Origin of the sequence: Kitasatospora sp. NPDC053057 (assembly GCF_044546945.1) — a bacterium.
Taxonomy (GTDB): domain Bacteria; phylum Actinomycetota; class Actinomycetes; order Streptomycetales; family Streptomycetaceae; genus Kitasatospora.
In genome coordinates, this window is sequence record NZ_JBITZP010000027.1 from 82,494 (window position 1) to 106,872 (window position 24,379).

Genomic DNA, 24,379 nt, shown 5'->3' on the forward strand with positions numbered 1-24,379 from the left:
CCATGTCCCGTCGCGACGGTGACGCCCTTCCCCTGACAGCGGCCCAGCGCGAGATCTGGCTCGCCGAGCAGCGCTCCCGAACCCCGATCCCGGGCTACCGCGTCGGTGAGTGCCTGGAGATCCACGGGCCGGTGGACCGGGAGCTCTTCGAGACCGCGCTGCGCCGGGTCGTGGACGAGGTCGACGCCCTGCACGTGACCTTCGTCGACGACGGCGAGGGCCCGCGCCAGGTCCTCCGAGAGGGCTGGGACTGGGCGCCCGTGCACCTCGACCTCAGCGGGGAGCCCGACCCCCGGGCGGCGGCCGTGGAATGGATGGAGCGGGACCTGCTGCGCCCGCTGGACCTCGCCCGCGACCCGCTGTTCGGCCATGCGCTGATCAAGGCGGCGCCGACGGAGTACCTCTGGTACCTGAACTACCACCACGTGGTGCTGGACGCGATCAGCAGCTCCATGCTCCGGCAGCGGGTCGGCGAGGTGTACTCGGCACTGGCCGAGGGCGGCGCCGTGCCGCCCTGCCCGTTCGGCACGCTGCGGGACCTGGTCGACAGCGACACCGCGTACCGCGCGTCCACCGACTTCGCCGCCGACCGCACCTACTGGACCGAGCGCTTCGCCGACCTGCCCGCCCCGACCCGGCTCACCGACACCTCCGCGACCGACCCGCACCGCGCCCTCCGGCTGGCCGAGGAGCGGGCACTGCGCCGCCCGGACGCCCTGCGGGCGGCGGCGGGGCGGGCCGGCGTCCGGTGGTCCCGGCTGGTGGTCGCGGCGACGGCGCTCTACGCCCACCGGCTGACCGGCAACCAGGACGTGGTGCTCGCCCTGCCCGTCACCGCCCGCCGCGGTGCCGACCGCGACCTGACGGCGGTGCCGGGCACGATGTCCAACGTGGTGCCGCTGCGGCTGACGGTGCGGCCGGACATGCCGTGGCGCGAACTCGTCGCCCAGGCGGCGCGGGAGGTCGAGACGGCCGTCGCGCACGAGCGCTACCGCAGTGAGGACCTGCTGCGGGACCTCGGCGCCCCCGGCAGCATCGGGACGGCGTTCCCGCTGATCGTCAACATCATGGCCTTCAACTCCAGGCCGAGCTTCGCCGGGCACCCGGCCTCCGTGCACCACTTCGTGTCCGGCTCGACCACCGACCTCGCCGTCTGGGTCTTCGACTACCGAGACGGCAACCCGCCGCTGCTCCGGCTGCACGGCTCGCCGGAGGCGTACGGCCCCGACGACCTGGCCGCCCACCAGCAGCGGCTGCTCGCGCTGCTGGACACCCTCGCGGACTGCGACCAGGACGAGCCGGTGGGCCGGATCGAACTGCTCACCGCCGAGGAGCGCCGCGAGCTGGCGGAGCTCGGTACCGGGCCGGTGGCCGAGGTTCCCGCCGCGAGCCTGCCGGAGCTGTTCCGGGAACACGTGCGGGCGACCCCGGACCTGGTCGCGCTGGTCTGCGGGGCGGTCTCGCTGACGTACGCGGAGCTGGACACGCGGGCCAACCGGCTGGCGCACACCCTGATCGAGCGGGGAGCGGGCCCGGAGCGGCTGGTGGCGGTGGCGCTGCCGAGGTCGGCCGAGCTGGTGGTGGCGATCCTCGCGGTGCTGAAGACCGGCGCGGCGTACGTCCCGGTCGACCCCGAGTACCCGGCCGCCCGGATCGCGTACCTGCTCGACGACGCCCGGCCGGCGCTGCTCGTCACGGACTCCGGCAGCGAGGGGCGGCTGCCCCAGGCCGGGCCCGTCGACCGGCTGGTGCTCGACCACCCGGAGACGGCCGCCCTGGTGGCCGACCGCCCGGCGGCCGACCCGATGGTGGCCGTCGACCCGGGCCACCCGGCGTACGTCATCCACACCTCCGGCTCCACCGGACGGCCCAAGGGCGTGCTGCCGACCCACGGCGGCCTGCTGGACCTGCTCACCGACCTCCGGCAGGTGCACTTCGCGCCGGTGCTGAAGGAGCGGCAGCGGCTGCGGGTGGCCCTGACCACCTCGGTCTCCTTCGACGCCTCCTGGAACCAGCTGCTCGCCCTGTTCGGGGGCCACGAGCTGCACGTCCTGGACCACGCGACCTGGACCGACCCGGACGCCTTCGTCGGCTACGCCGCGCGCTGCGGGCTGGACTACGTCGAGGCCACCCCGTCGTACCTGCGAGTCCTCGTCGACCACGGACTGTTGAGCGACCCGCAGCGGCGCCCGGCCCTGGTCGCGGCGGGCGGCGAGGCCGTCCCGGAGCGGCTGTGGGAGCAACTGCGTTCGGCCGAGGGGGTGTCCTGCCTCAACCTCTACGGACCGTCCGAGTGCACCGTCAACTCGGTGGTCGCGGCGCTGGTTTCGAGCCCGCGCCCGGTGATCGGCCGGCCCGTCACCAACGCCCGGCTGTACGTGCTCGACGGCGCCCTGCGGCCGCTGCCGGCCGGTGCGGCGGGCGAGCTGTACATCGCGGGCGCGGGCCTGGCCCGCGGCTACCTCAACCGGCCGGGGCTGACCGCAGGGCGGTTCGTCGCGGACCCGTTCGGGCCGAGCGGTTCGCAGATGTACCGCACCGGGGACCTGGTGCGCTGGGGCGCGGACGGGAACCTGGAGTTCCTCGGCCGCACGGACGACCAGGTGAAGATCCGCGGCTTCCGGGTCGAGCTCGGCGAGATCGAGGCCGTCCTCGCCGAGCACCCGCAGGTCGCCCGGGCCGCCGTGCTGGTGCGCACCGAGGAGGAGGAACCCCGGCTGGTCGCCTACGCGGTGCCCGGGCCCGGTGCCACCGTGACCGACACCGCCCTGCGCGACCACCTGCGGGACCGGCTGCCCCGGCACATGGTGCCGGCCGCGTACGTGCTGCTGGACGCGCTGCCGCTGACCCCGAACGGCAAGCTCGACCGGCGGGCCCTCCCGGCGCCCGGGCGGCAGCCCGCCGCGCCGGGCCGCGCCCCGCGCACCGCGACCGAGCACCTGCTCGTCGGACTGTTCGCCGAGGTGCTCGGGGTGCCCGAACCCGGGCTGGACGACAGCTTCTTCGACCTCGGCGGGCACTCCCTGCTGGCCACCCGGCTGGTCGCCCGGGCCCGCTCGATCCTCGGGGTGGAGCTGCGGCTCGGCGACCTGTTCGACGCGCCGACGGTGGCGGAACTGGCGGCGGCCGTGGACGTCGCGGGCCGGGCGCGCCCGGCGCTGGCGCGGCGCGAGCGGCCGGAGACCGTCCCGCTGTCCTTCGCACAGCGAAGGCTGTGGTTCCTGCACCGTATGGAGGGCCCGAGCGCCACCTACAACATCCCGCTGACCCTGCGGCTGTCCGGGCGCCTGGACCAGCGGGCCCTGGAAGCCGCCCTGGCGGACCTGGTCGAGCGGCACGAGAGCCTGCGCACCGTCTTCCCGACGGTCGACGGCGTGCCGTGCCAGCGGGTGCTGGAACCGGACGAGGCCCGGCCGCGGCTGCGGGTGACCGAACTCGGCGAACGCGAGCTGCCGGAGCGGCTGGCGCAGGCGGCCCGCTACGGCTTCGACCTCGCCGAGGAACCGCCGCTGCACGTCGAACTCTTCCAGCTGGCGGCCGAGGAGCACGTGCTGCTGCTGGTGGTGCACCACATCGCCGGTGACGGCTGGTCGATGGGCCCGCTCTCGCGGGACCTGACGACCGCCTACGCGGCCCGCGCGGAGGGTGCGAAGCCCGAGTGGCCGCCACTGCCCGTCCAGTACGCCGACTACGCCCTCTGGCAGCGGGAGCTGCTCGGCGACGGCGCGGACCCGGACAGCCTGCTGGGTGGCCAACTCGCCTACTGGCGGCAGCAGCTGGCGGATCTGCCGGAGCAGACCGAGCTGCCCTTCGACCGGCCCCGGCCGGCCGCGATGTCCTACCGGGGCGCCCACCTGCCGGTGCGGATCGACGCCGAACTGCACCAGGGCCTGCGGGCGCTCGCCCGCGACGGCGGGGCGAGCCTGTTCATGGTGCTCCAGGCCGGACTGGCCGCCCTGCTGGGCAAGCTCGGCGCGGGCGACGACGTCCCGATCGGCACGCCGATCGCCGGGCGCACCGACGAGGCCGTGGACGAGCTGGTCGGCTTCTTCGTCAACACCCTGGTGCTGCGCACCGACCTCTCCGGCGACCCGTCCTTCACCGAACTGCTCGGCCGGGTGCGCGCCGACGCGCTGGCCGCGTACGCGCACCAGGACGTGCCGTTCGAGCACCTGGTGGAGGCGCTCAACCCGACCCGGACGCTGGCGCACCACCCGCTGTTCCAGACCATGCTCGCCCTGCAGAACGCGCCGCTCGGCACCTTCGACCTGCCGGGGCTGCGGGTGGCGACCGACCTGGTCCACACCGGGACGGCCAAGTGCGACCTGACCTTCATCCTGGCCGAACAGCCCGGCGAGGACGGTCTGTCGGGCGTGGTGGAGTACAGCACCGACCTGTTCGACGCGGCCACCGTGACCGGGATCGTCGAGCGGTGGCTGCGGCTGCTGCGCGCCGTCGTCGCCGACCCCGGTGGCCGGATCGGCAGGGTGGACGTGCTGTCCGACGAGGAGCTCCGCGCGCTGCTGCCCGCCGGCGAGGTCCTCGGCGAGGAGCTGCCGGACAGTGGCATCACCGCGTTGTTCGAGCGGCAGGTCCGGGCGAACCCGGCCGCCGTCGCCCTCACCGAGGGCGAAGTATCCTTCAGCTACGGCGAGTTGAACGCCCGGGCGAACCGACTCGCGCACGCGCTGATCGACCGGGGGGTGGGCCCGGAGCAACTGGTGGCGCTGGCCCTGCCGCGCTCGGCGGAGCAGGTCGTGGCGGTGCTCGCCGTGCTCAAGGCGGGTGGCGCCTACCTCCCGGTGGACCCGCGGTACCCGGCCGCCCGGATCGCCTACCTGCTCCAGGACGGCCGGCCGACGCTGCTGGTGACGACCAGCGCGGTCGGCGACCTGCCGGGAGCGGACGGCGTGGACCGGCTGCTGCTGGACACCGCCGACCTGGACGGACGGCCGGACACCGATCCGCAGGTCGCCGTCGACCCCGCGCACGCGGCCTACGTCATCCACACCTCCGGCTCCACCGGCAACCCCAAGGGCGTCGTGGTCCCGCACCGGAACGTGCTGCGGCTGTTCCGGACCACGGAGAAGCTGTTCGGGTTCACCGCCGAGGACGTCTGGACGCTCTTCCACTCCTACGCCTTCGACTTCTCGGTCTGGGAGCTGTGGGGCCCGCTGCTGCACGGCGGCCGGCTGGTGGTCGTCGACCACGAGACCAGCCGCTCGCCCGGCCGGTTCCTGGAACTCCTCGCCCGCGAACGGGTGACCGTCCTCAACCAGACGCCCTCCGCCTTCTACCAGCTGATCCAGGCGGACGCCGAGGCGCCGGCCGTCGGCCGTGAACTCGCCCTGCGCACCGTGGTGTTCGGCGGCGAGGCGCTGGAACACGGCCGGCTGGCGAGCTGGTACGAGCGGCACCCGGAGGACACGCCGCGACTGGTCAACATGTACGGCATCACCGAGACCACGGTGCACGTCACCCATGCGGCGCTCGGGGCGTCCGGCACCAGCGCCGGGCAGATCGGCACCGCCCTGCCGGACCTGCACACGTACGTGCTGGACCAGGGCCTGCGTCCGGTGCCCCCGGGCGTCGCGGGCGAGCTGTACGTCGCGGGCGCCGGCCTGGCGCGCGGCTACCTGAACCGGCCGGGCCTGACCGCCGGGCGGTTCGTCGCGGACCCGTTCGGGCCCGCGGGATCGCGGATGTACCGCAGCGGCGACGTGGTGCGCCGCGCCGCGGACGGCAGCCTGCGCTACGTCGGCCGGGCCGACCAGCAGGTGAAGGTGCGCGGCTTCCGGATCGAGCTCGGCGAGATCGAGGCGGCGCTCGCCGCGCACCCCGGCGTCGCCCAGGTCGCCGTGCTGGCCCGGCAGGAGCGCGCCGACGACACCCGCCTGGTCGCCTACCTGGTGCCCGCCGCCGGAGCCGCGCCGCGCCCGGCCGAGCTGCGCGGCCACCTGGCCGAGCGGCTGCCGGAGTACATGGTGCCGTCGGCCTTCGTGGTGCTGGACGCGCTGCCGCTGACCGCCAACGGCAAGCTGGACCACCGGGCCCTGCCCGAACCGGAGTTCACCGCGGAGCGGACCGGCCGCGCGCCGCGCACCCCGCAGGAGCAGATCCTCTGCGAGCTGTTCGCCGAGGTCCTGGGTGTGGCGTCGGTCGGCGTCGAGGACGGCTTCTTCGACCTGGGCGGGCACTCGCTGCTGGCCACCCGGCTGGCCGCCCGGGTCCGTGCGACGCTCGGCGTGGAGATGCCGCTGCGCACCCTGTTCGAGGCGCCCACCCCGGCCGGCCTGGCCGCCGCCCTGGTGGCGGCCGGACCGGCGCAGGCAGCCTTGGCACGGCGCGAGCGCCCCGAGGTGATCCCGCTGTCGTTCGCGCAGCGGCGGCTGTGGTTCCTGCACCAGTTGGAGGGCGCCAGCGCGAACTACCACATCTCCCTGGCCTGGCGGCTGTCCGGGGAGCTGGACCGGCGGGCCCTGGAGGCCGCCGTGGCGGACGTGGTGGCCCGGCACGAGAGCCTGCGCACCGTCTTCCCGGCGGTGGCCGGCGTGCCGTACCAGCGGGTGCTGGACGTCGTGGCGGCCCGCCCGCGGCTGCTCGTGAGCCGGACCACCGAGGCCGGGCTGCCGGCCCTCATGGCGGAAGCGAAGGACCGTCGGTTCGACCTGGCGGTCGAAGTGCCGCTGCGGGTCGAGCTGTTCGAGCTGGCACCGGACGAGCACGTGTTCCAGCTGGTGCTCCACCACATCGCGGGCGACGGCTGGTCGCTGGGCCCGCTCACGCAGGGCCTGACCGCCGCCTACGCGGCGCGCTGCCGCGGTGAGGAGCCGCAGTGGGAGGAGCTGCCGGTCCAGTACGCCGACTACACCCTGTGGCAGCACGAACTGCTCGGCGACTCCACCGACCCGGACAGCCTGTTCGCCGGCCAGGCGGCCTACTGGACCAGGCAGCTGGCCGGACTGCCGGAGCAGATCCAGCTGCCCACCGACCGGCCCCGCCCGGCGGTCGCCTCGCACCGGGGCGGCTCGGTGCGTGCCGGGCTGGACGCCGAGCTGCACCGCGGTCTGCGCGAGCTCGCCCGCGCGCACGGGACCAGTCTGTTCATGGTGCTCCAGGCAGGGTTGGCGGCGCTGTTGAGCAAGCTCGGCGCGGGCGAGGACATCCCGGTCGGCAGCCTCACCGCCGGCCGCAGCGACCAGGCGCTGGACGAACTGGTCGGCTTCTTCGTCAACACCCTCGTGCTCCGGACGGACACCTCGGGCGACCCGACCTTCGCCGACCTACTCGCCCGGGTCCGGGACACCGCGCTGGCCGGCTACGCGAACCAGGACCTGCCGTTCGAGTACCTGGTCGAGGCCCTCAACCCGTCCCGGTCGCTCTCCCACCACCCGCTCTTCCAGGTCATGCTGGTGCTGCAGAACAACGCCCGGGCGGAGTTCGCCCCACCCGGCCTGCGGGTCGCCGAGGTGGAGCTGACCACGACCTCGTCCAAGTTCGACCTCATCTTCTCGCTGGCCGAGCGGCACACCGAGGACGGCTCCCCGGCCGGGATCGACGCGTTCGTCCAGTTCGCGAGCGACCTGTACGACCCGGCCACTGTCGAGACGATGGTCGCGCGCCTGGTCCGGCTGCTGACCGCGGCCGTTGCCGACCCGATGCGGCCGCTCGGCCGCCTCGACCTGCTGTCAGCCGAGGAGCGCCGCGAACTGCTCGCCTCCCGTGAGGAGTCGGCACAGCCGGCACCCGCCGCGAGCGTGCCCGCACTGTTCCGGGCCCGGGCCCAGGAACAGCCCGAGGCGGTGGCCGTGGTGAGCGGGGACGTCACGCTGACGTACGGCGAGTTGGATGCCCGGACCAACCGGCTGGCGCATGCCCTGATCGCCCGGGGGGCGGGACCGGAGCGGCTGGTGGCGCTGGCCCTGCCGCGCTCCCCGGAGCTGGTGGTCGCCATCCTGGCGGTGCACAAGGCCGGGGCCGCGTACCTGCCGATCGACCCCGGTTACCCGGCGGCGCGGATCGCGTACCTGCTCGACGACGCCCGGCCGGCGCTGCTGGTCACCACCGCGGACCTGGAGGCGGCCCTGCCGGGCCCGGACGGCCTCGACCGGCTGCTGCTCGATACCGGAGCCGGGGCGGCCGGGCTGCCGGACGGCGACCCCGGGGTACAGGTCGTGCCCGGGAACGCGGCGTACGTGATCTACACCTCGGGTTCGACCGGCCGGCCCAAGGGCGTGGTGGTGAGCCACGAGGGCTTGCCCGCAATGGTGGCCGAGCAGGTCGAGCGGCTCGGCATCGGTGCTGGCAGCCGGGTGCTCCAGTTCGCCTCTCCGAGCTTTGACGCCTCGGTGTGGGACCTGTTCGGCGCCCTGCTCACCGGTGCCGCTCTGGTGCTGGCGCCCGCGACCGAGCCGGTCGCCGCGCTGACCGATCCGAGCCTTGCGCTCACCCATGCCCTCGTGCCGCCGTCCGTGCCGGCGGTGCTGTCGCCGGACGACGTGGCCGTGCCGACACTGCTGGTGGGCGGTGAGGCGTCCGGGCCCGAGCTGGTGGCGCGTTGGGCGCCGGGCCGACGTCTGATCAACTCCTACGGTCCGACGGAGACGACGGTGACCGCGACGATGAGCGAGCCGCTGTCGCCGGGGTCGGGTGTGCCGCCGATCGGCCGTCCCATCGCCGGGTTCCGGACGTACGTGCTGGACCAGCGGCTGTGCCTGGTGCCGCCGGGCGTGACCGGGGAGCTGTACATCGCGGGCCCGGGGCTCGCGCGTGGTTACCTGAACCAGCCGGGCCTGACCGCCGGGCGGTTCGTGGCCTGCCCGTTCGGTCCGGCGGGCGCGCGGATGTACCGCACCGGTGATGTGGTGCGCCGACGTGCGGACGGTCAGCTGGAATACGTCGGCCGCGCCGACGACCAGGTGAAGGTCCGTGGCTTCCGGATCGAACTCGGCGAGATCGAGGCGGTTCTCGATGAGCACCCGCAGGTCGCGCGGGCCGCCGTGATCGTCCGGGAGGACCGGGCGCAGGACCCCCGCCTGGTCGCCTACCTGGTGCCGGCCACCGGGGCGGAGCCGCGACCGGAGGACCTGCGGGCGCACCTGCGCGAGAGGCTGCCGGACTACATGGTGCCGGCCGCGTTCCTCTCCCTCGACGCCCTGCCGCTGAACACCAGCGGCAAGCTGGACCGGCGCGCACTTCCCGAGCCGGAGTCCACCGTGACGCGGGCCGGGCGGGCACCGCACACTCCTGAGGAACAGGTGTTGGCGGGGCTGTTCGCCGAGGTGCTGGGCCGGTCCGAGGTCGGCGTCGACGACGACTTCTTCGACCTCGGCGGGCACTCGCTGCTCGCCACCCGGCTGGTGGCCCGGATCCGTACGACCCTGGGCGTGGAACTCGCGTTGCACACCCTGTTCCGCAGCCCCACCGTGGCCGGGTTGGCCGCCGGCTTGGGCGGCGCGGACCGGGCCCGGCCCGCCCTGGAGCGGGCGGAGCGGCCCGCGCTGGTACCGCTGTCGTCCGCTCAGCGGAGGCTGTGGTTCCTGCGCCAGTTGGAGGGCGCCGACTCCGTCTACAACATGCCGCTCGCGTGGCGGCTCTCGGGGCCGCTGGACCTGGCGGCCCTGGCGGCGGCACTGGGCGACGTCGTCGACCGGCACGAAACCCTGCGCACCGTCTTCCCGGCCGCGAACGGGGTGCCCCACCAGCAGGTGCTGGCCGTCGGAGAGGCGCGCCCGGGGCTGTCGGTCACCCCGGCCGACGAGTCGGCCCTGCCGGAACTGCTGACCGGGGCCGCCGCGCGCGGGTTCGACCTCGCTGCCGAACCGCCGCTGCGCGCCGAGGTGTTCGAGCTCTCGGCGGACGAGCACGTACTGCTCCTGGTGATGCACCACATCGCCGGTGACGGCTGGTCGCTGGCCCCGCTGGCCGCCGACCTGGCCACCGCCTACGCGGCGCGCCGTCAGGGCGAGGAGCCGCAGTGGGCGCCACTGCCCGTGCAGTACGCCGACTACACCCTGTGGCAGAACCGGCTGCTCGGCGACGCGGCCGACCCGGACAGCCTGTCCGCCCGTCAGGTGGCCTACTGGACCCGGACACTGGCGGACCTGCCGGATCAGATCCGGCTCCCCGCCGACCGGCACCGCCCCGCGGCCCCCTCCTACTCCGGCGGCCACCTCGCGATCGACCTGGACGCGCAACTGCACGCCGGGCTGGTCCGGCTGGGCCGGGAGCACGGAGCCAGCGTCTACATGGTGCTGCAGGCCGCGCTGGCGGCGCTGCTGGACAAGCTCGGCGCGGGCGACGACATCCCGGTCGGCAGCCTGATCGCCGGCCGGACCGACCAGGCGCTGGACGACCTGGTCGGCTTCTTCGTCAACACCCTGGTGCTCCGTACGGACACCAGTGGCGACCCGTCCTTCGCCGAGCTGCTGGGCCGGGTCCGGGAGGGCGCGCTCGGCGCGTACGCCCACCAGGACCTGCCGTTCGAGCACGTCGTCGAGGCCCTCAACCCGTCCCGGTCGCTCGCCCGCCAGCCGCTGTTCCAGGTGCTGCTGGCGCTGCAGAACGTGCCCCGTACCGAGTTCGCGCTGAGCGGCCTGGCCGCCGAGATCGTCCTGGTGCGGACGCCGACGGCGATGTTCGACCTCGGCTTCCACCTGCTGGAGCGCGGCGGCACCGGCGGGCCGGCCGAGGGCATCATCGGGCGGGTCGAGTACAGCACCGACCTGTTCGACCCCGCCACGGTGGAGGCACTGGTCGCCCGGTGGCTGCGGCTGCTGGCGGCGGTGGTCGCCGAGCCTGACCGGCCGCTGAGCCGGATCGACGTCCTCACCGCCGAGGAACGGCACGAGCTGCTGGTCGCACGCAACGACACCGCCCGGCCGGTGCCCGCGGCCACCTTGCCCGCGCTGTTCGAGGCGCAGGTCCGGGCGACCCCGGAGGCCCCGGCGGTGCTGTTCGAGGCCAGCGAGCCGATGTACCGCGTGCTGAGCTACCGCGAGCTGAACCGCCGGGCCAACCGCCTGGCGCACGCGCTGATCGCGCGCGGCGTGGGCCCGGAGCAGCTCGTCGCCCTGCGGCTGCCGCGCTCGGCCGAGCTGGTGGTCGCCGTCCTCGCGGTGCTCAAGACGGGCGCGGCGTACCTGCCGATCGACCCGGACTACCCGGCCGCCCGCATCGCCTACATGCTGGAGGACGCGCGTCCGGCCGTGGTGCTGGACGACCTCGCGGCCGTCACACCGCCCGACGGGCAGCCGGAGCACGATCCGGCCGTCCCCGTGGACGCCCGGCACCCGGCCTACGTCATCTACACCTCGGGCTCCACCGGGCGGCCCAAGGCCGTGGTGATGCCCGCCGCTGGACTGCTGAACCTGCTGGCGTGGCACCACCGGGCCGTCGGCGGCGAACCCGGCACGCGCACCGCGCAGTTCACCGCGATCAGCTTCGACGTCTCGGTGCAGGAGGTGCTGTCCGCGCTGCTCTACGGCAAGACCCTGGTGGTGCCGACCGAGGAGCAGCGCCACAGCGCCGAACTGCTCGCGCACTGGCTGGACCGGCACGAGGTCGGGGAGCTGTTCGCACCCAACCTGGTGATCGAGGCGCTGGCCGAGGCCGCCGAGGAGGCCGGGCTGGAGCTGCCCAACCTGCGCCTGGTTGCCCAGGCCGGCGAGGCGATGCGCCTCGGCGGCGCCGTACGCCGGTTCCAGGCGCGCCGCCCGGGCCGGGTGCTGCACAACCACTACGGCCCCGCCGAGACCCATGTGATCACCGCCTACCCGCTGCCCGCCGACCCGGCGGACTGCCCGCTCCCGGTGCCGATCGGCCGTCCGATCGCCAACTGCCGGGCGTACGTGCTGGATTCCGCGCTGCGGCCGGTCGCCCCCGGGGTGCTGGGCGAGCTGTACCTCGCGGGGGCGGGGCTCGCCCGCGGCTACCTGAACCGGCCCGGGCTCACCGCCGGCCGCTTCGTCGCCGACCCGTACGGTCCGGCGGGCGCGCTGATGTACCGCACCGGCGATCTGGTGCGCTGGCGCGCCGACGGCGAGCTGGAGTTCGCCGGCCGGGTCGACCACCAGGTGAAGGTGCGCGGCTTCCGGATCGAGCCGGGCGAGATCGAGGCCGAGCTGACCGCGCACCCGGGCGTCGCCCAGGTCGCGGTGCTCGCCCGCGAGGACCGGCCGGGCGAGACCCGGATCGTCGCGTACGTCGTCCCCCTGGCCGGGACCGGGGCGACGGCGGCGGCACTGACGGCGTACCTGCGCGACCGGGTGCCGGACTACCTGGTGCCGTCCGCGTTCGTGCTGCTCGACGCACTGCCGCTGACGCCGAACGGGAAGCTGGACCGGGCCGCGCTGCCCGCGCCGGAGGCCACGACCAGGGAGGCGGGCCGGGCGCCGCGCACGCCGCAGGAGCAGATCCTCTGCGAGCTGTTCGCCGAGGTGCTGGGCCTCGCCCGGGTCGGGGTCGAGGACGACTTCTTCGAGCTGGGCGGGCACTCCCTGCTCGCCACCCGGCTGGTCTCGCGGGTCCGGGCGACCCTCGGGGCCGAGCTGGAGCTGCGCAGCCTGTTCCGGACCCCGACGCCCGCCGGACTGGCGGCCGGGCTGCACGACGCCGGCACCGCGCGGCAGGCCCTGGTACCCCGGCCCCGCCTCGACCCGATGCCGCTGTCGTTCGCCCAGCGCCGGCTCTGGTTCCTCCAGCAGTTCGGCGCGCCGAGCGCCACTTACCACATGCCGCTGGCCCTGCGACTGTCCGGCGACCTCGACCGGGCCGCGCTGAGCGCCGCGCTCGCGGACGTGGTGGCCCGGCACGAGACCCTGCGCACGGTCTTCCCGCACACCGCCGGTGTCCCGTACCAGCGGCTGCTGGACACCACCGAGGTCGCCGTCCCGCTGACCGTGCGCGCGGCCGGCGAGGCTGAGGTGCCCGCCCTGCTGCGCGAGGCCGCGGTGCGCGGCTTCGACCTGACCTCGGAAGTACCGCTGCGGGCGGAGCTGTTCGCGGTCGCGCCGGACGAGCACGTGCTGCTGCTGGTCATGCACCACATCGTCGGGGACGGCTGGTCCATGGGCCCGCTGGCCCGTGACCTGGCCACCGCCTACACCGCCCGGCAGGGCGGCGGGGCGCCGGCCTGGCCGCCGCTGCCGGTGACGTACGGCGACTACACCCTGTGGCAGCACGAGATCCTGGGCGACGAGCACGACGCCGACAGCGTCTTCGCCCGCCAGGTCGCCTACTGGACGGAGGCGCTGGCCGGGCTGCCCGAGCAGCTGCAGCTGCCTGCTGACCGGCCCCGCCCGGCCACCATGTCGTACGGCGGCGAGCTGCTGGAACTCCGGATCGACGCCGAACTGCACGCGGCGCTGGTGGAGTTGGCGCGGCGCTCGGGTGCGACCCTGTTCATGGTGCTGCAGGCCGCGCTCGCCGCGCTGTACACGCGGCTGGGCGCGGGCACGGACATCGCGATCGGGAGTCCGATCGCGGGCCGTACCGACGAGGCGCTGGACGAGCTGGTCGGCTTCTTCATCAACACACTGGTGCTGCGCACGGACACCAGCGGTGATCCGAGTTTCGCCGAGCTGTTGGGCCGGGTGCGGGAGACGGCGCTGTCGGCGTACGCGCACCAGGACGTGCCGTTCGAGCACCTGGTGGAGGCGCTGAACCCGTCCCGCTCGCTGTCCCACCACCCGCTGTACCAGACCGGGTTGGTCGTGCAGAACGCTCCGGGCGGTGACTTCGAGCTGCCGGGCCTCCAGGTCTCCGCGGTGACCGTGCTCACCGGGACGGCGCGGCTCGACCTGACCTTCGGGTTCGCGGAGGAGCACGGGCCCGACGGCGCGCCGGCCGGGCTCAGCGGTGCGGTCGAGTACAGCACCGACCTGTTCGACCGCTCGACGGTCGAGGCCTTGGTCGCCCGGTGGACCAGGCTGCTGGCCGCCGTCGCCGCCGCGCCCGACCGGCCGATCGGCGGGATCGACCTGCTGTTCGCCGAGGAGCGCTGCGAGCTGCTGCCCGCCGTCGAGCGCGGGGCGGCCGGGGTGAGCCTCCCGGAGCTGTTCGCGGCGCAGGTGACGGCCGCGCCGGACGCGGTCGCGTTGGTGTGCGGCGATGTCGCCTTGACGTACGGGCAGCTGGATGCCAGTGCGAACCGGTTCGCGCATGCGCTGATCGCGCGTGGGGTGGGCCCGGAGCAGGTCGTGGCGGTGGCCCTGCCGCGGTCGGTGGAGTCGGTGGTGGCGGTCCTGGGCGTGCTGAAGGCCGGGGCCGCGTACCTGCCGGTGGATCCGGCGTACCCGGCGGCGCGGATCGCGTTCATGCTGGACGACGCGCGGCCGGCCTGGGTGGTCGACGATCCGGCACTGGTGGCCGAGGCCTCCGGGCGGCCGGAGAACGATCCGGGAGTCGTGGTGGACGCCCGGCACCCGGCCTACGTGATCTACACCTCGGGTTCGACGGGCCGGCCCAAGGGCGTCGTGGTGAGCCACACCGGTGTGTCGGGCCTGGTGGCGGCGCAGGTCGAGCGGCTCGGCGTGGCGCCGGGCAGCCGGGTGCTCCAGTTCGCCTCGCCCAGCTTCGACGCGTCCTTCTGGGACCTCTGCAGCGCGCTGCTCACCGGCGCCGCCCTCGTCCTGGCCCCCGTCGAGGCCCCGTTGGAGGCCCTGACGGACCGCCGGCTGGACGTCACCCATGTGACGCTGCCGCCCTCGGCCCTGGCCGCGCTGGACGGTGCCGAACTCACGGCCGCCACCCTGGTGGTGGCGGGTGAGGCGTGCCCGCCGGAGCTGGTGGAGCGCTGGGCGCCGGGCCGTCGGATGATCAACGCGTACGGCCCGACCGAGACGACGGTGTGCGCGACCATGAGCGAACCGCTGTCCGCGGGAGCCGGCGTGCCGCCGATCGGGCGACCGGTCGCGGGCTTCCGGGTGTACGTCCTGGACGAGCGGCTGCGCATCGTGCCGCCGGGCGTGGCGGGAGAGCTGTACGTCGCCGGCCCGGGTCTGGCGCGCGGCTACCTGAACCGGCCGGGCCTGACGGCGGGGCGGTTCGTGGCCTGCCCGTTCGGGCCGGAGGGTGCCCGGATGTACCGCACCGGTGACGTGGTGCGGCGCCGGGCCGACGGCGAGCTGGAGTACGTCGGCCGCGCCGACGACCAGGTGAAGGTGCGCGGTTTCCGCGTGGAACTCGGCGAGGTCGAGGCCGCGCTGGCCGAGCACCCCGCCGTCGCCCAGGCCGCCGTGGTGGCCCGGGACGACCGGCTCGTCGGCTACGCGGCCGCCCGTCCCGGCACGGCGGTCCGGCCGGCGGAGCTGGCGGCGTACCTGCGCGAGCGGCTGCCGGACTACCTGATGCCGTCCGCGTTCGTGCTGCTGGACGCGCTGCCGCTGACGCCGAACGGGAAGCTGGACCGGGCGGGGCTGCCCGCTCCCGACCCCGGCTCGGCCGAGGCCGGGCGGGCGCCGCGCACCCCGCAGGAGCAGATCCTGTGCGGGCTGTTCGCCGAGGTGCTGGGCGTGCCGCAGGTCGGGGTCGACGACGACTTCTTCGACCTGGGCGGGCACTCCCTGCTCGCCACCCGGCTGACCGCGCGGGTGCGCTCGGTGCTCGGCGTCGAGCTGGGGCTGCGCGCGCTCTTCCAAGCGCCCACCGTGGCGGGTCTGGCCGGGGCACTGGCCGGGGACGGCCGCGTCCGCCCGGCGCTGACCGTGCACGAGCGGCCGGAGGCGGTGCCGCTCTCCTTCGCCCAGCGCCGGCTGTGGTTCCTGCACCGGATGGACGGCAGCGCCGCCACCTACCACATCCCGCTGGCACTCCAGCTGACCGGAACGCTCGACCGGGCGGCGCTGGACGAGGCACTGGCCGAGGTGGTGGTCCGGCACGAGACCCTGCGCACGGTGTTCCCGGAGGTCGACGGCGTACCGTGCCAGCGCGTGCTGGACCCGGCCGAGGCCCGGCCCCGGGCGCGGCTGACCGAGGTGTCGCGGGCCGAACTGCACGATCGGCTCGCCGAGTTCGCCCGGCAGCCGTTCGACCTGGCGGCGGAGCCCCCACTGCGGGCCGAGCTGTTCGCACTCGCGCCGGACGAGCACGTGCTGCTGCTGGTGATGCACCACATCGCCGGTGACGGCTGGTCCACCGGCCCGCTGGCCCGCGACCTGGCCGAGGCGTACGCCGCCCACTGCGAGGGCCGGGCGGCGAGCCGGCCGGCCCTGCCGGTCCAGTACGCCGACTACACGCTCTGGCAGCACGAGCTGCTCGGCGACGCAGCCGACCCGCAGAGCCGGTTCGCCGAGCAGCTCGACTACTGGAAGCGGCAGCTGTCCGACCTGCCGGAGCTGCTCCAACTGCCCGTCGACCGGCCCCGGCCGGCCGTTGCGGGTTGGCACGGGGACCACCTCGGCCTGGAGTTGAGCCCCGAACTGCACGCCGCCCTGGTGGAGTTGGCGCGGCGCTCGGGCGCGAGTCTGTTCATGGTGCTGCAGGCGGCGCTGGCGGCGCTGTACACCCGGCTGGGCGCGGGTACGGACATCCCGATCGGCAGCCCGATCGCGGGGCGCACCGACGAGGCCCTGGATGAGCTGGTCGGGTTCTTCGTGAACACGCTGGTGCTGCGCACCGACACCAGCGGTGATCCGAGTTTCGCCGAGCTGCTGGAGCGGGTGCGGGAGACGGCGCTGTCGGCGTACGCGCACCAGGACGTGCCGTTCGAGCAGCTGGTGGAGGTGCTGAACCCGTCCCGGTCGCTGTCGCACCACCCGCTGTTCCAGACCATCCTGGCCGTACAGAACGCGCCGATGGGCCGGTTCTCGCTGCCCGGCCTGGACGTCGAGACCTACGCGGTCGCGACCGGAACCGCCAAGTTCGACCTCGGGGTGAGCTTGGTCGAGCAGTTCGGTCCGGACGGGAGCCCGGCCGGGATCGTCGGCGCGGTCGAGTACGCCACCGACCTGTTCGACCGCGCGACAGTCGCCGCCCTGACCCGGCGCTGGACGCTCCTGCTGGAGGCCGTCACCGCCGACCCGCAGCGGCCGTTCGGCGGGATCGACCTGCTCGACGCCGACGAGCGGCACCGGCTGCTGGAACGGGGCAACGCGACCGCCCGCGAGCTGGGTGCCGTCCCGGTGCCGCGGGCCTTCGAAGCGCAGGTGGTGGCGACGCCAGACTCGGTCGCCCTCGTCCGCGGCGACATCGAATTGACGTACCGTCAGCTGAACGTGCGGGCGAACCGGTTCGCGCATGCGCTGATCGCCCGGGGCGTGGGGCCGGAGCAGCTGGTGGCGGTGGCGCTGCCGCGTTCGGTGGAAGCCGTGGTGGCGCTCCTCGGCGTGTTGAAGGCCGGGGCGGCGTACCTGCCGGTGGATCCGGCGTACCCGCAGTCGCGGATCGACTTCATGCTCACGGACGCCCGTCCCGCACTGCTGGTCGACGACCCCGCGATGGTGGCCGAGGGCGACTGGCCGGACAGCGACCCGGAGGTCGCGCTCGACGTCCGGCACCCGGCCTACGTGATCTACACCTCGGGCTCCACCGGCCGCCCCAAGGGCGTCGTGGTCGCCCACGGCGGTGTGGCGAGCCTGGTCGCCGGGCAGATCGAGGGGTTCGCGATCGACCCGGACAGCCGGGTGCTCCAGTTCGCCTCGCCCAGCTTCGACGCCTCGGTGTCGGAGATCTACACCGCCCTGCTGCGCGGCGCGGCGCTGGTGCTGCCTCCGACGGCCGATCCGGTCGCCGCGCTGGTCGACCCGGGCCTCGCGGTCACCCATGTGACCGTGCCGCCGTCCGTCGTCGCGGCCCTGCCGGAGGACTCGGTGACGGTGTCGAATCTGATCGTGGCGGGGGAGGCGTGCCCGCCGGAGCTGGTCGCCCGCTGGGCGCCCGGCCGTCGGATGGTCAACGCGTACGGTCCCACCGAGACCACGGTGTGCGCGACGATGAGCGACCCGCTCGCGCCCGGCTCGGGCGTGCCGCCGATCGGCCGGCCGATCACCAACGCCCGGGTGTACGTGCTGGACGAGCGGCTGCGGCCGGTGCCGCCCGGCGTGCCCGGCGAGCTGTACGTCGCGGGCGCCGGACTGGCCCGCGGCTACCTGAACCGACCGGGTCTGACCGCCGCGCGGTTCGTGGCCTGCCCGTTCGATCCTTCGGGCGCCCGGATGTACCGCACCGGCGACGTGGTCCGCTTCCGGGCCGACGGTCAGCTGGAGTACGTCGGCCGCGCCGACGACCAGCTGAAGGTGCGCGGCTTCCGGGTCGAGCCCGGCGAGGTCGAAGCGGCCCTGGCCGAGCACCCCGCCGTCGCCCAGGCCGCCGTCCTCGCCCAGGACGACCGGCTGATCGGCTACGTCGTCCCGCGCCAGGACACCGCCCGGGACGACGGGGTCGAGGCCGACCACGTCGGCGAGTGGCGGGACATCTACGACGCCCTGCCCATCGCCCCCGAGGAAGCCGCGTTCGGCCAGAACTTCGTGGGCTGGAACAGCAGTTACGACGCCAGCCCGATCCCGGTCGAGCAGATGCGGGAGTGGCGGGACGCCACGGTGGCCCGGATCCTGGCCCTGCGCCCGCGCCGGGTGCTGGAGGTCGGCGTCGGCACCGGTCTGCTGCTCTCCCAGGTCGCACCGCACTGCGAGACGTACTGGGCGACCGACTTCTCCGCCACCGCGATCGACGCGCTGGCCGCCCAGGTCGACCGGCAGCCCGACCTGGCCGGGCGAGTCGTCCTGCAGACCCGCCCGGCGCACGACACCGACGGGCTGCCGACGGGGGAGTTCGACACCATCGTGATCAACTCGGTGGTGCAGTACTTCCCGTCCGCCGACTACCTCGCGGACGTGATCGGGAAGCTGATGCGGCTGCTCGCCCCCGGCGGCGCGCTGTTCATCGGCGACGTCCGCAACCTGCGGCTGCTGCGCCCGCTGGCCACGGCCGTCCAGCTGCACCGGACCGCTGCCGGTACCGACCTCGCGTCGGTGCGCCGCGCGGTGGACCAGGCCGTGCGGGTGGAGAAGGAGCTGCTGGTCGACCCGGACTTCTTCACCGTCCTGCGGGAGCAGGGCACGGAGGTCGGCGCGGTGGCCGTCGAGGTCAAGGAGGCCCGCCACCACAACGAACTGAGCCGCTACCGCTACGACGTGACGCTGCACAAGGCCCCGGTTCATCCGATGGCCGCGGGCCGCACGGTCGAGCTGGAGTGGGGGCGGCAGCTCGCGGGACTGGCCGAGCTGCGCGAACTTCTCGCCCAGCCGCCCGCCGGGGTGCTGCGGATCGCCGGAGTGCCGAACCGCCGTGTGCTGCGCGAAGCCGCCCTGGCCCGGGCGGTGCAGGACGGGGACGGCTCGCTCGCCGAGCTGCTGGAGCGGCTGCACGCCCCGGAGGAGGCCGACCTTCCCGATCCGGAGGACTTCCACGCCCTCGGGCGGGAGTTCGACCGCCGGGTGGGCGTCACCTGGTCGGCCACCGCGGCCGACGCCCTGGACGTCGTCTTCGCCGACCCGCGGACGCCACACGGCTCCCCGGTCGAGCCGTACCGGCCGGCGCGGTCCACCGGCAGGCCGCTGTCGTCGCTGACCAACCGCCCGACCGGCAGCCGGGGCACCGGCGCCCTCATCGGCGAACTCCGCGACTGGCTGCGCGGGCGGCTGCCCGACTACCTGGTCCCGTCGGCGTTGGTGGCGCTGGAGGCGCTGCCGCTGACGGCCAGCGGCAAGCTCGACCGCCGCGCGCTGCCCGCTCCCGACCTCGGCTCGGCCGGATCCGGGCGGGCGCCGCGCACCCCGCAGGAGCAACTCCTCGCCGAGCTGTTCGCCGAGGTGCTCGGCGTGGCCCAGGTCGGGGTCGAGGACAGCTTCTTCGACCTCGGCGGCCACTCGCTGCTGGCGACCCGCCTGGCCTCCAGGGTCCGGGCGACCCTCGGCGCGGAGCTGGAGGTCCGCACCCTGTTCGAGACCCCGACCGTGGCCGCCCTGGCGGCCCGCCTGGACGGCTCCGGAACGGCGCGGCCCGCGCTGACCGCCCAGCCCCGCCCCATGGGGGCACCTCCCGGCCGTCAAGGCTGGGGGAGGGTGCCGCTGTCCTTCGCCCAGCGCCGTCTGTGGTTCCTGCACCGGATGGACGGGCCGAGCGCCACCTACAACATGCCGCTCGCGCTGAGCCTGACCGGCGAACTGGACCGCCCGGCCCTGCACGCCGCACTCGCGGACGTGGTCGCCCGGCACGAGAGCCTGCGGACGGTCTTCCGCGAGACGGACGGGGTGCCGTACCAGGTCGTGCTGGGCGCCGCGCAGGCTCACCCCGCACTGCCGGTGGTCGAGCTCGACGAGGGCGAACTGGCCGAGCGGTTGGCCGAGGCGGCCCAACGCGGCTTCGACCTGGCGGCGGAGCCGCCGATCCGGGCGGAGCTCTACGCGCTCGCCCCCGACCGGCACGCGCTGCTGGTCGTGGTGCACCACATCGCCGCCGACGGCTGGTCGATGGGCCCGCTCGCCGGTGACCTGGCCGCGGCCTACACGGCCCGCTGCCGGGGCGAGGAACCGCAGTGGTCCCCGCTGCCGGTGCAGTACGCCGACTACTCCCGGTGGCAGCGCGACCTGCTCGGTGACGCCGCCGACCCGGACAGCCTGTTCGCCCGGCAACTTGCCTACTGGAAGGATGAGTTGAAGGGCATGCCGCAGCAGCTGCAGCTGCCCGCCGATCGGCCCCGGCCGCCGGTGGCCTCCCAGCGGGGCGGCCGGGTTGGGGTCCGGCTGGACGCCGAACTGCACCAGGCCCTGCGGGACCTGGCCGCCACGCGCGGCGCCAGCATGTTCATGGTGCTCCAGGCCGGCCTGGCCGCGCTGCTCACCCGGCTCGGCGCCGGTACGGACATCCCGATCGGCAGCCCGATCGCCGGCCGTACCGACCAGGCACTCGACGAGCTCGTCGGCTTCTTCGTCAACACCCTGGTGCTGCGCACCGACACCGGCGGCGACCCCGGCTTCGCCGAACTGCTCGGCCGGGTGCGGCAGAAGGCGCTCACCGCGTACGACCACCAGGACGTGCCGTTCGAGTACCTGGTCGAGGTGGTCAACCCGGCGCGGTCGCTGGCCCACCACCCGCTGTTCCAGATCATGCTGGCCCTGCAGAACGCGCCGCTGGGCGAGTTCGCGCTGCCGGGGCTGGAGACCGGCCACCTGGAGGCGCCGACCGGGACGGCACGGGTCGACCTGACCTTCAGCCTGGCCGAACAGTTCCGTCCGGACGGCGGCCCCGACGGCCTGGTCGGCGCGGTGGAGTACGCCACCGACCTGTTCGACCCGGCCACCGTGGAGCTGCTGTTCGCCCGCTGGGCCCGGTTGCTGCGGGCGGCGGTCGCCGACCCGGACCGGCCGATCAGCCGGATCGACCTGATGTCCGACGCGGAACGCCACCGGCTGCTGTACGGGTTCAACGACACGGCGGCCGAGCTGCCCCGGGCCGCGGTGCCGGAGCTGTTCGCCCGTCAGGTGTCGGCCGCCCCGGACGCGGTGGCCGTCGTCGCGGGCGGCACCGAGCTGACCTACCGGGAGCTCGACCAGCGGTCCAACCGGCTGGCGCGGGCCCTGGTCCGCCAGGGCGTACGGCCGGAGACACCGGTCGCGGTGCTGCTGGGGCGCTCGGCGGAGCTGGTCGTGGCGATCCTGGCGATCATCAAGGCGGGCGGCGCCTACGTGCCGCTGGACTCGCGCTTCCCCTCGTCGCGGATCGAGCTGATCCTTCGGGAGACCGGGGCCGCGCTGGTGCTCACCCAGGAGGTGCTGACCGCGCTGGTGCAGTCCGAGCGCGACCCGTCCAGCCTCGAAATCCCGTGCGATCCCGGCCAGTTGGCGTACATCATGTACACCTCCGGCTCGACCGGGCGGCCGAAGGGCGTGGCCGTCACCCACCGTGACGTGGTGGGCCACGCGCTCACCCCGGAATGGCGCGGCGGCGGACATGAGCGGGTGCTGATGCACTCCCCGACGGCCTTCGACGTCTCGACCTACGAGCTGTGGGTGCCGCTGCTGGGCGGCGGCCGGATCGTGGTCGCACCGCCCGAGCAGCTCGACCTCGACCTGCTCCAGCACACGATCACCACGCACGGGGTGACCGGACTGTGGCTCACCGCCGGACTGTTCCGGCTGGTCGCCGAGGAGCGCCCGGGCCTGCTCGCCGGGGTGCGCGAGGTCTGGACCGGAGGCGACGTGGTCTCCCCGGCCGCCGCCGCCCGGGTGCTGGCCGCCTGCCCGGGCATCGAGGTGGTCAACGGCTACGGGCCCACCGAGGCCACCACCCTGGCCACCTGCCACCCGGTGCGCACCCTCCCCGAACACGCCGCGACCGTGCCGATCGGCGGGCCGATGGCGAACATGCGCGCCTACGTGCTCGACGACCACCTGCGGCCGGTGCCGACCGGCCTGGTCGGCGAGCTGTACCTCGCGGGGACGGGCGTGGCCCGCGGCTACTTCGGCCGACCCGGCCTGACGGCGGAGCGCTTCACGGCCGACCCGTACGGGCCGCCCGGGAGCCGGATGTACCGCACCGGCGACCTGGCCTGGTGGCTGCCCGACGGCACGCTGGAGTTCGCCGGACGCGCCGACCACCAGGTCAAGCTGCGCGGCCTGCGGATCGAGCCCGGAGAGATCGAGGCGGTCCTGGCGGGCTGCCCGGGCGTCGCCCAGGCGGCCGTGGTCGCCCGCGAGGACCGGCCGGGCGACAAGCGGCTGGTCGCCTACCTGGTGCCCGCCCCCGAGGGCGCGGCGCCCGAGCCGGGCGAGCTGTCCGGCCGGCTGCGCCGCGAACTGCCCGACTACATGGTGCCGGCGGCGTTCGTCACCGTGGACGCGCTGCCGCTGACCGCCAACGGCAAGCTGGACCGGGCGGCCCTGCCCGCCCCCGAGTACGGCGCGTCGGACGCCGGGCGCGGCCCCCGGACCCCGCAGGAGCAGCTGCTCTGCGGCCTGTTCGCCGAGGTCCTCGGCCGGGAGCAGGTGAGCATCGACGACGGCTTCTTCGACCTGGGCGGGCACTCGCTGCTGGCCGCCCGGCTGGTTTCCCGGGTCCGCGAGACCCTCGGCCTGGAGCTGGGGCTGCGCATGCTGTTCGAGGCGCCGACCGTGGCCGGGCTCACCGAGCGCCTGGTCATGGACAATCCCGACGACGCGTTGGACGTGGTGCTGCCGCTGCGCTCGACCGGGACGGCCACACCGCTGTTCTGCATCCACCCCGGCGGCGGCATCAGCTGGTCGTACAGCGGGCTGCTGAACCACATCGGTCCGCAGCACCCGGTCTACGCGATCCAGGCGCGCGGCCTCGGCCGGCCCGAACCGCTGCCGACCTCCTGCGAGGAGATGGCGGCCGACTACGCCGACCACATCCAGAAGATCCAGCCGGAGGGCCCGTACCTGCTGCTCGGCTGGTCCGCCGGCGGGCTGATCGCCCACGCGCTGGCCTGCGAGCTGCAGTCGCGCGGCGAGCGGACCGCACTGCTGGCGATCCTCGACGCCTACCCGGTGAAGGACGTGCAGTTCGAGGTGGCTCCGGTACCCACCGTGCGGGACGTGCTCGTCGGGGTGCTCGACGTCGACCCGGACGAGCTGGGCGACCGGGAGATCACCTACGCCGAGGTCGCCGAGGTGCTGAACCGGCGGGGCAGCGCGCTGGCCGGTCTGAACGAGCGGCAGGTCGAGGTGATCGTCGACATCATGATCAACAACGCGAAGCTGGCGGTCGACTTCGTCCCCGGCAGTTACGACGGGGACCTGCTGCTGTTCAACTCCACGATCGACCGGGCCGAGGACAACGCCGGGCCCGAGACCTGGCGCCCCTACGTCACCGGCCGGATCGAATCGCACGAGATCACCACCCGGCACGACCGGATGACCCAAGCCGGCTCGCTGGCCCAGATCGGACCGATCCTGGCCGCCAGGCTCGCCGAGGCCGCGGGCGACCCCGATGCCGTCCGTGACACCGATGGCACCACCCTTTCCCACCAGGAGGACTGACCCATGACCAACCCCTTCGACGACCAGGACGGCACCTTCCTCGTGCTCGTCAACGACGAGAACCAGCACTCCCTGTGGCCGCAGTTCGCGGACGTTCCCGACGGCTGGACCGTCGCCCACGGCCCCGACACCCACGCCGCCTGCCTGGAGCACGTCGAGCAGGCCTGGACCGACATGCGGCCCAAGAGCCTCGCCGAGGCCATGGACGCCAAGCGGTAGCGCGGCAGACATGACCTCGACCACCGTTTCGGCCGGGGCCCGCGACACCGCGGGCCCCGGCCGCGGCGGCCGACCCGCCGCCCCCCAGCGCACCCCCCCCGCCAGCCGGGGCCCCGTCCCCGTAGTAGCCCCGCTGGCGCGCGGGGGCCCCGGCCACCGCCCCC

2 protein-coding genes are annotated in these 24,379 nt (G+C 74.6%); both read left to right on the forward strand.

Annotation, left to right across the window (positions count from 1 at the left end; genetic code table 11):
• Positions 1-2 precede the first annotated feature (2 nt).
• Positions 3-23,996: a non-ribosomal peptide synthase/polyketide synthase gene (locus tag ACIG5E_RS26145; protein WP_396537248.1), complete on the forward strand. Its 23,994-nt coding sequence runs from the start codon at positions 3-5 to the stop codon at positions 23,994-23,996.
• 3 nt (positions 23,997-23,999) lie between these two features.
• Positions 24,000-24,215 carry an MbtH family protein gene (locus ACIG5E_RS26150; protein WP_396537250.1) on the forward strand — a complete coding sequence of 72 codons (216 nt, stop codon included), beginning with the start codon at positions 24,000-24,002 and terminating at the stop codon, positions 24,213-24,215.
• Positions 24,216-24,379 lie beyond the last annotated feature (164 nt).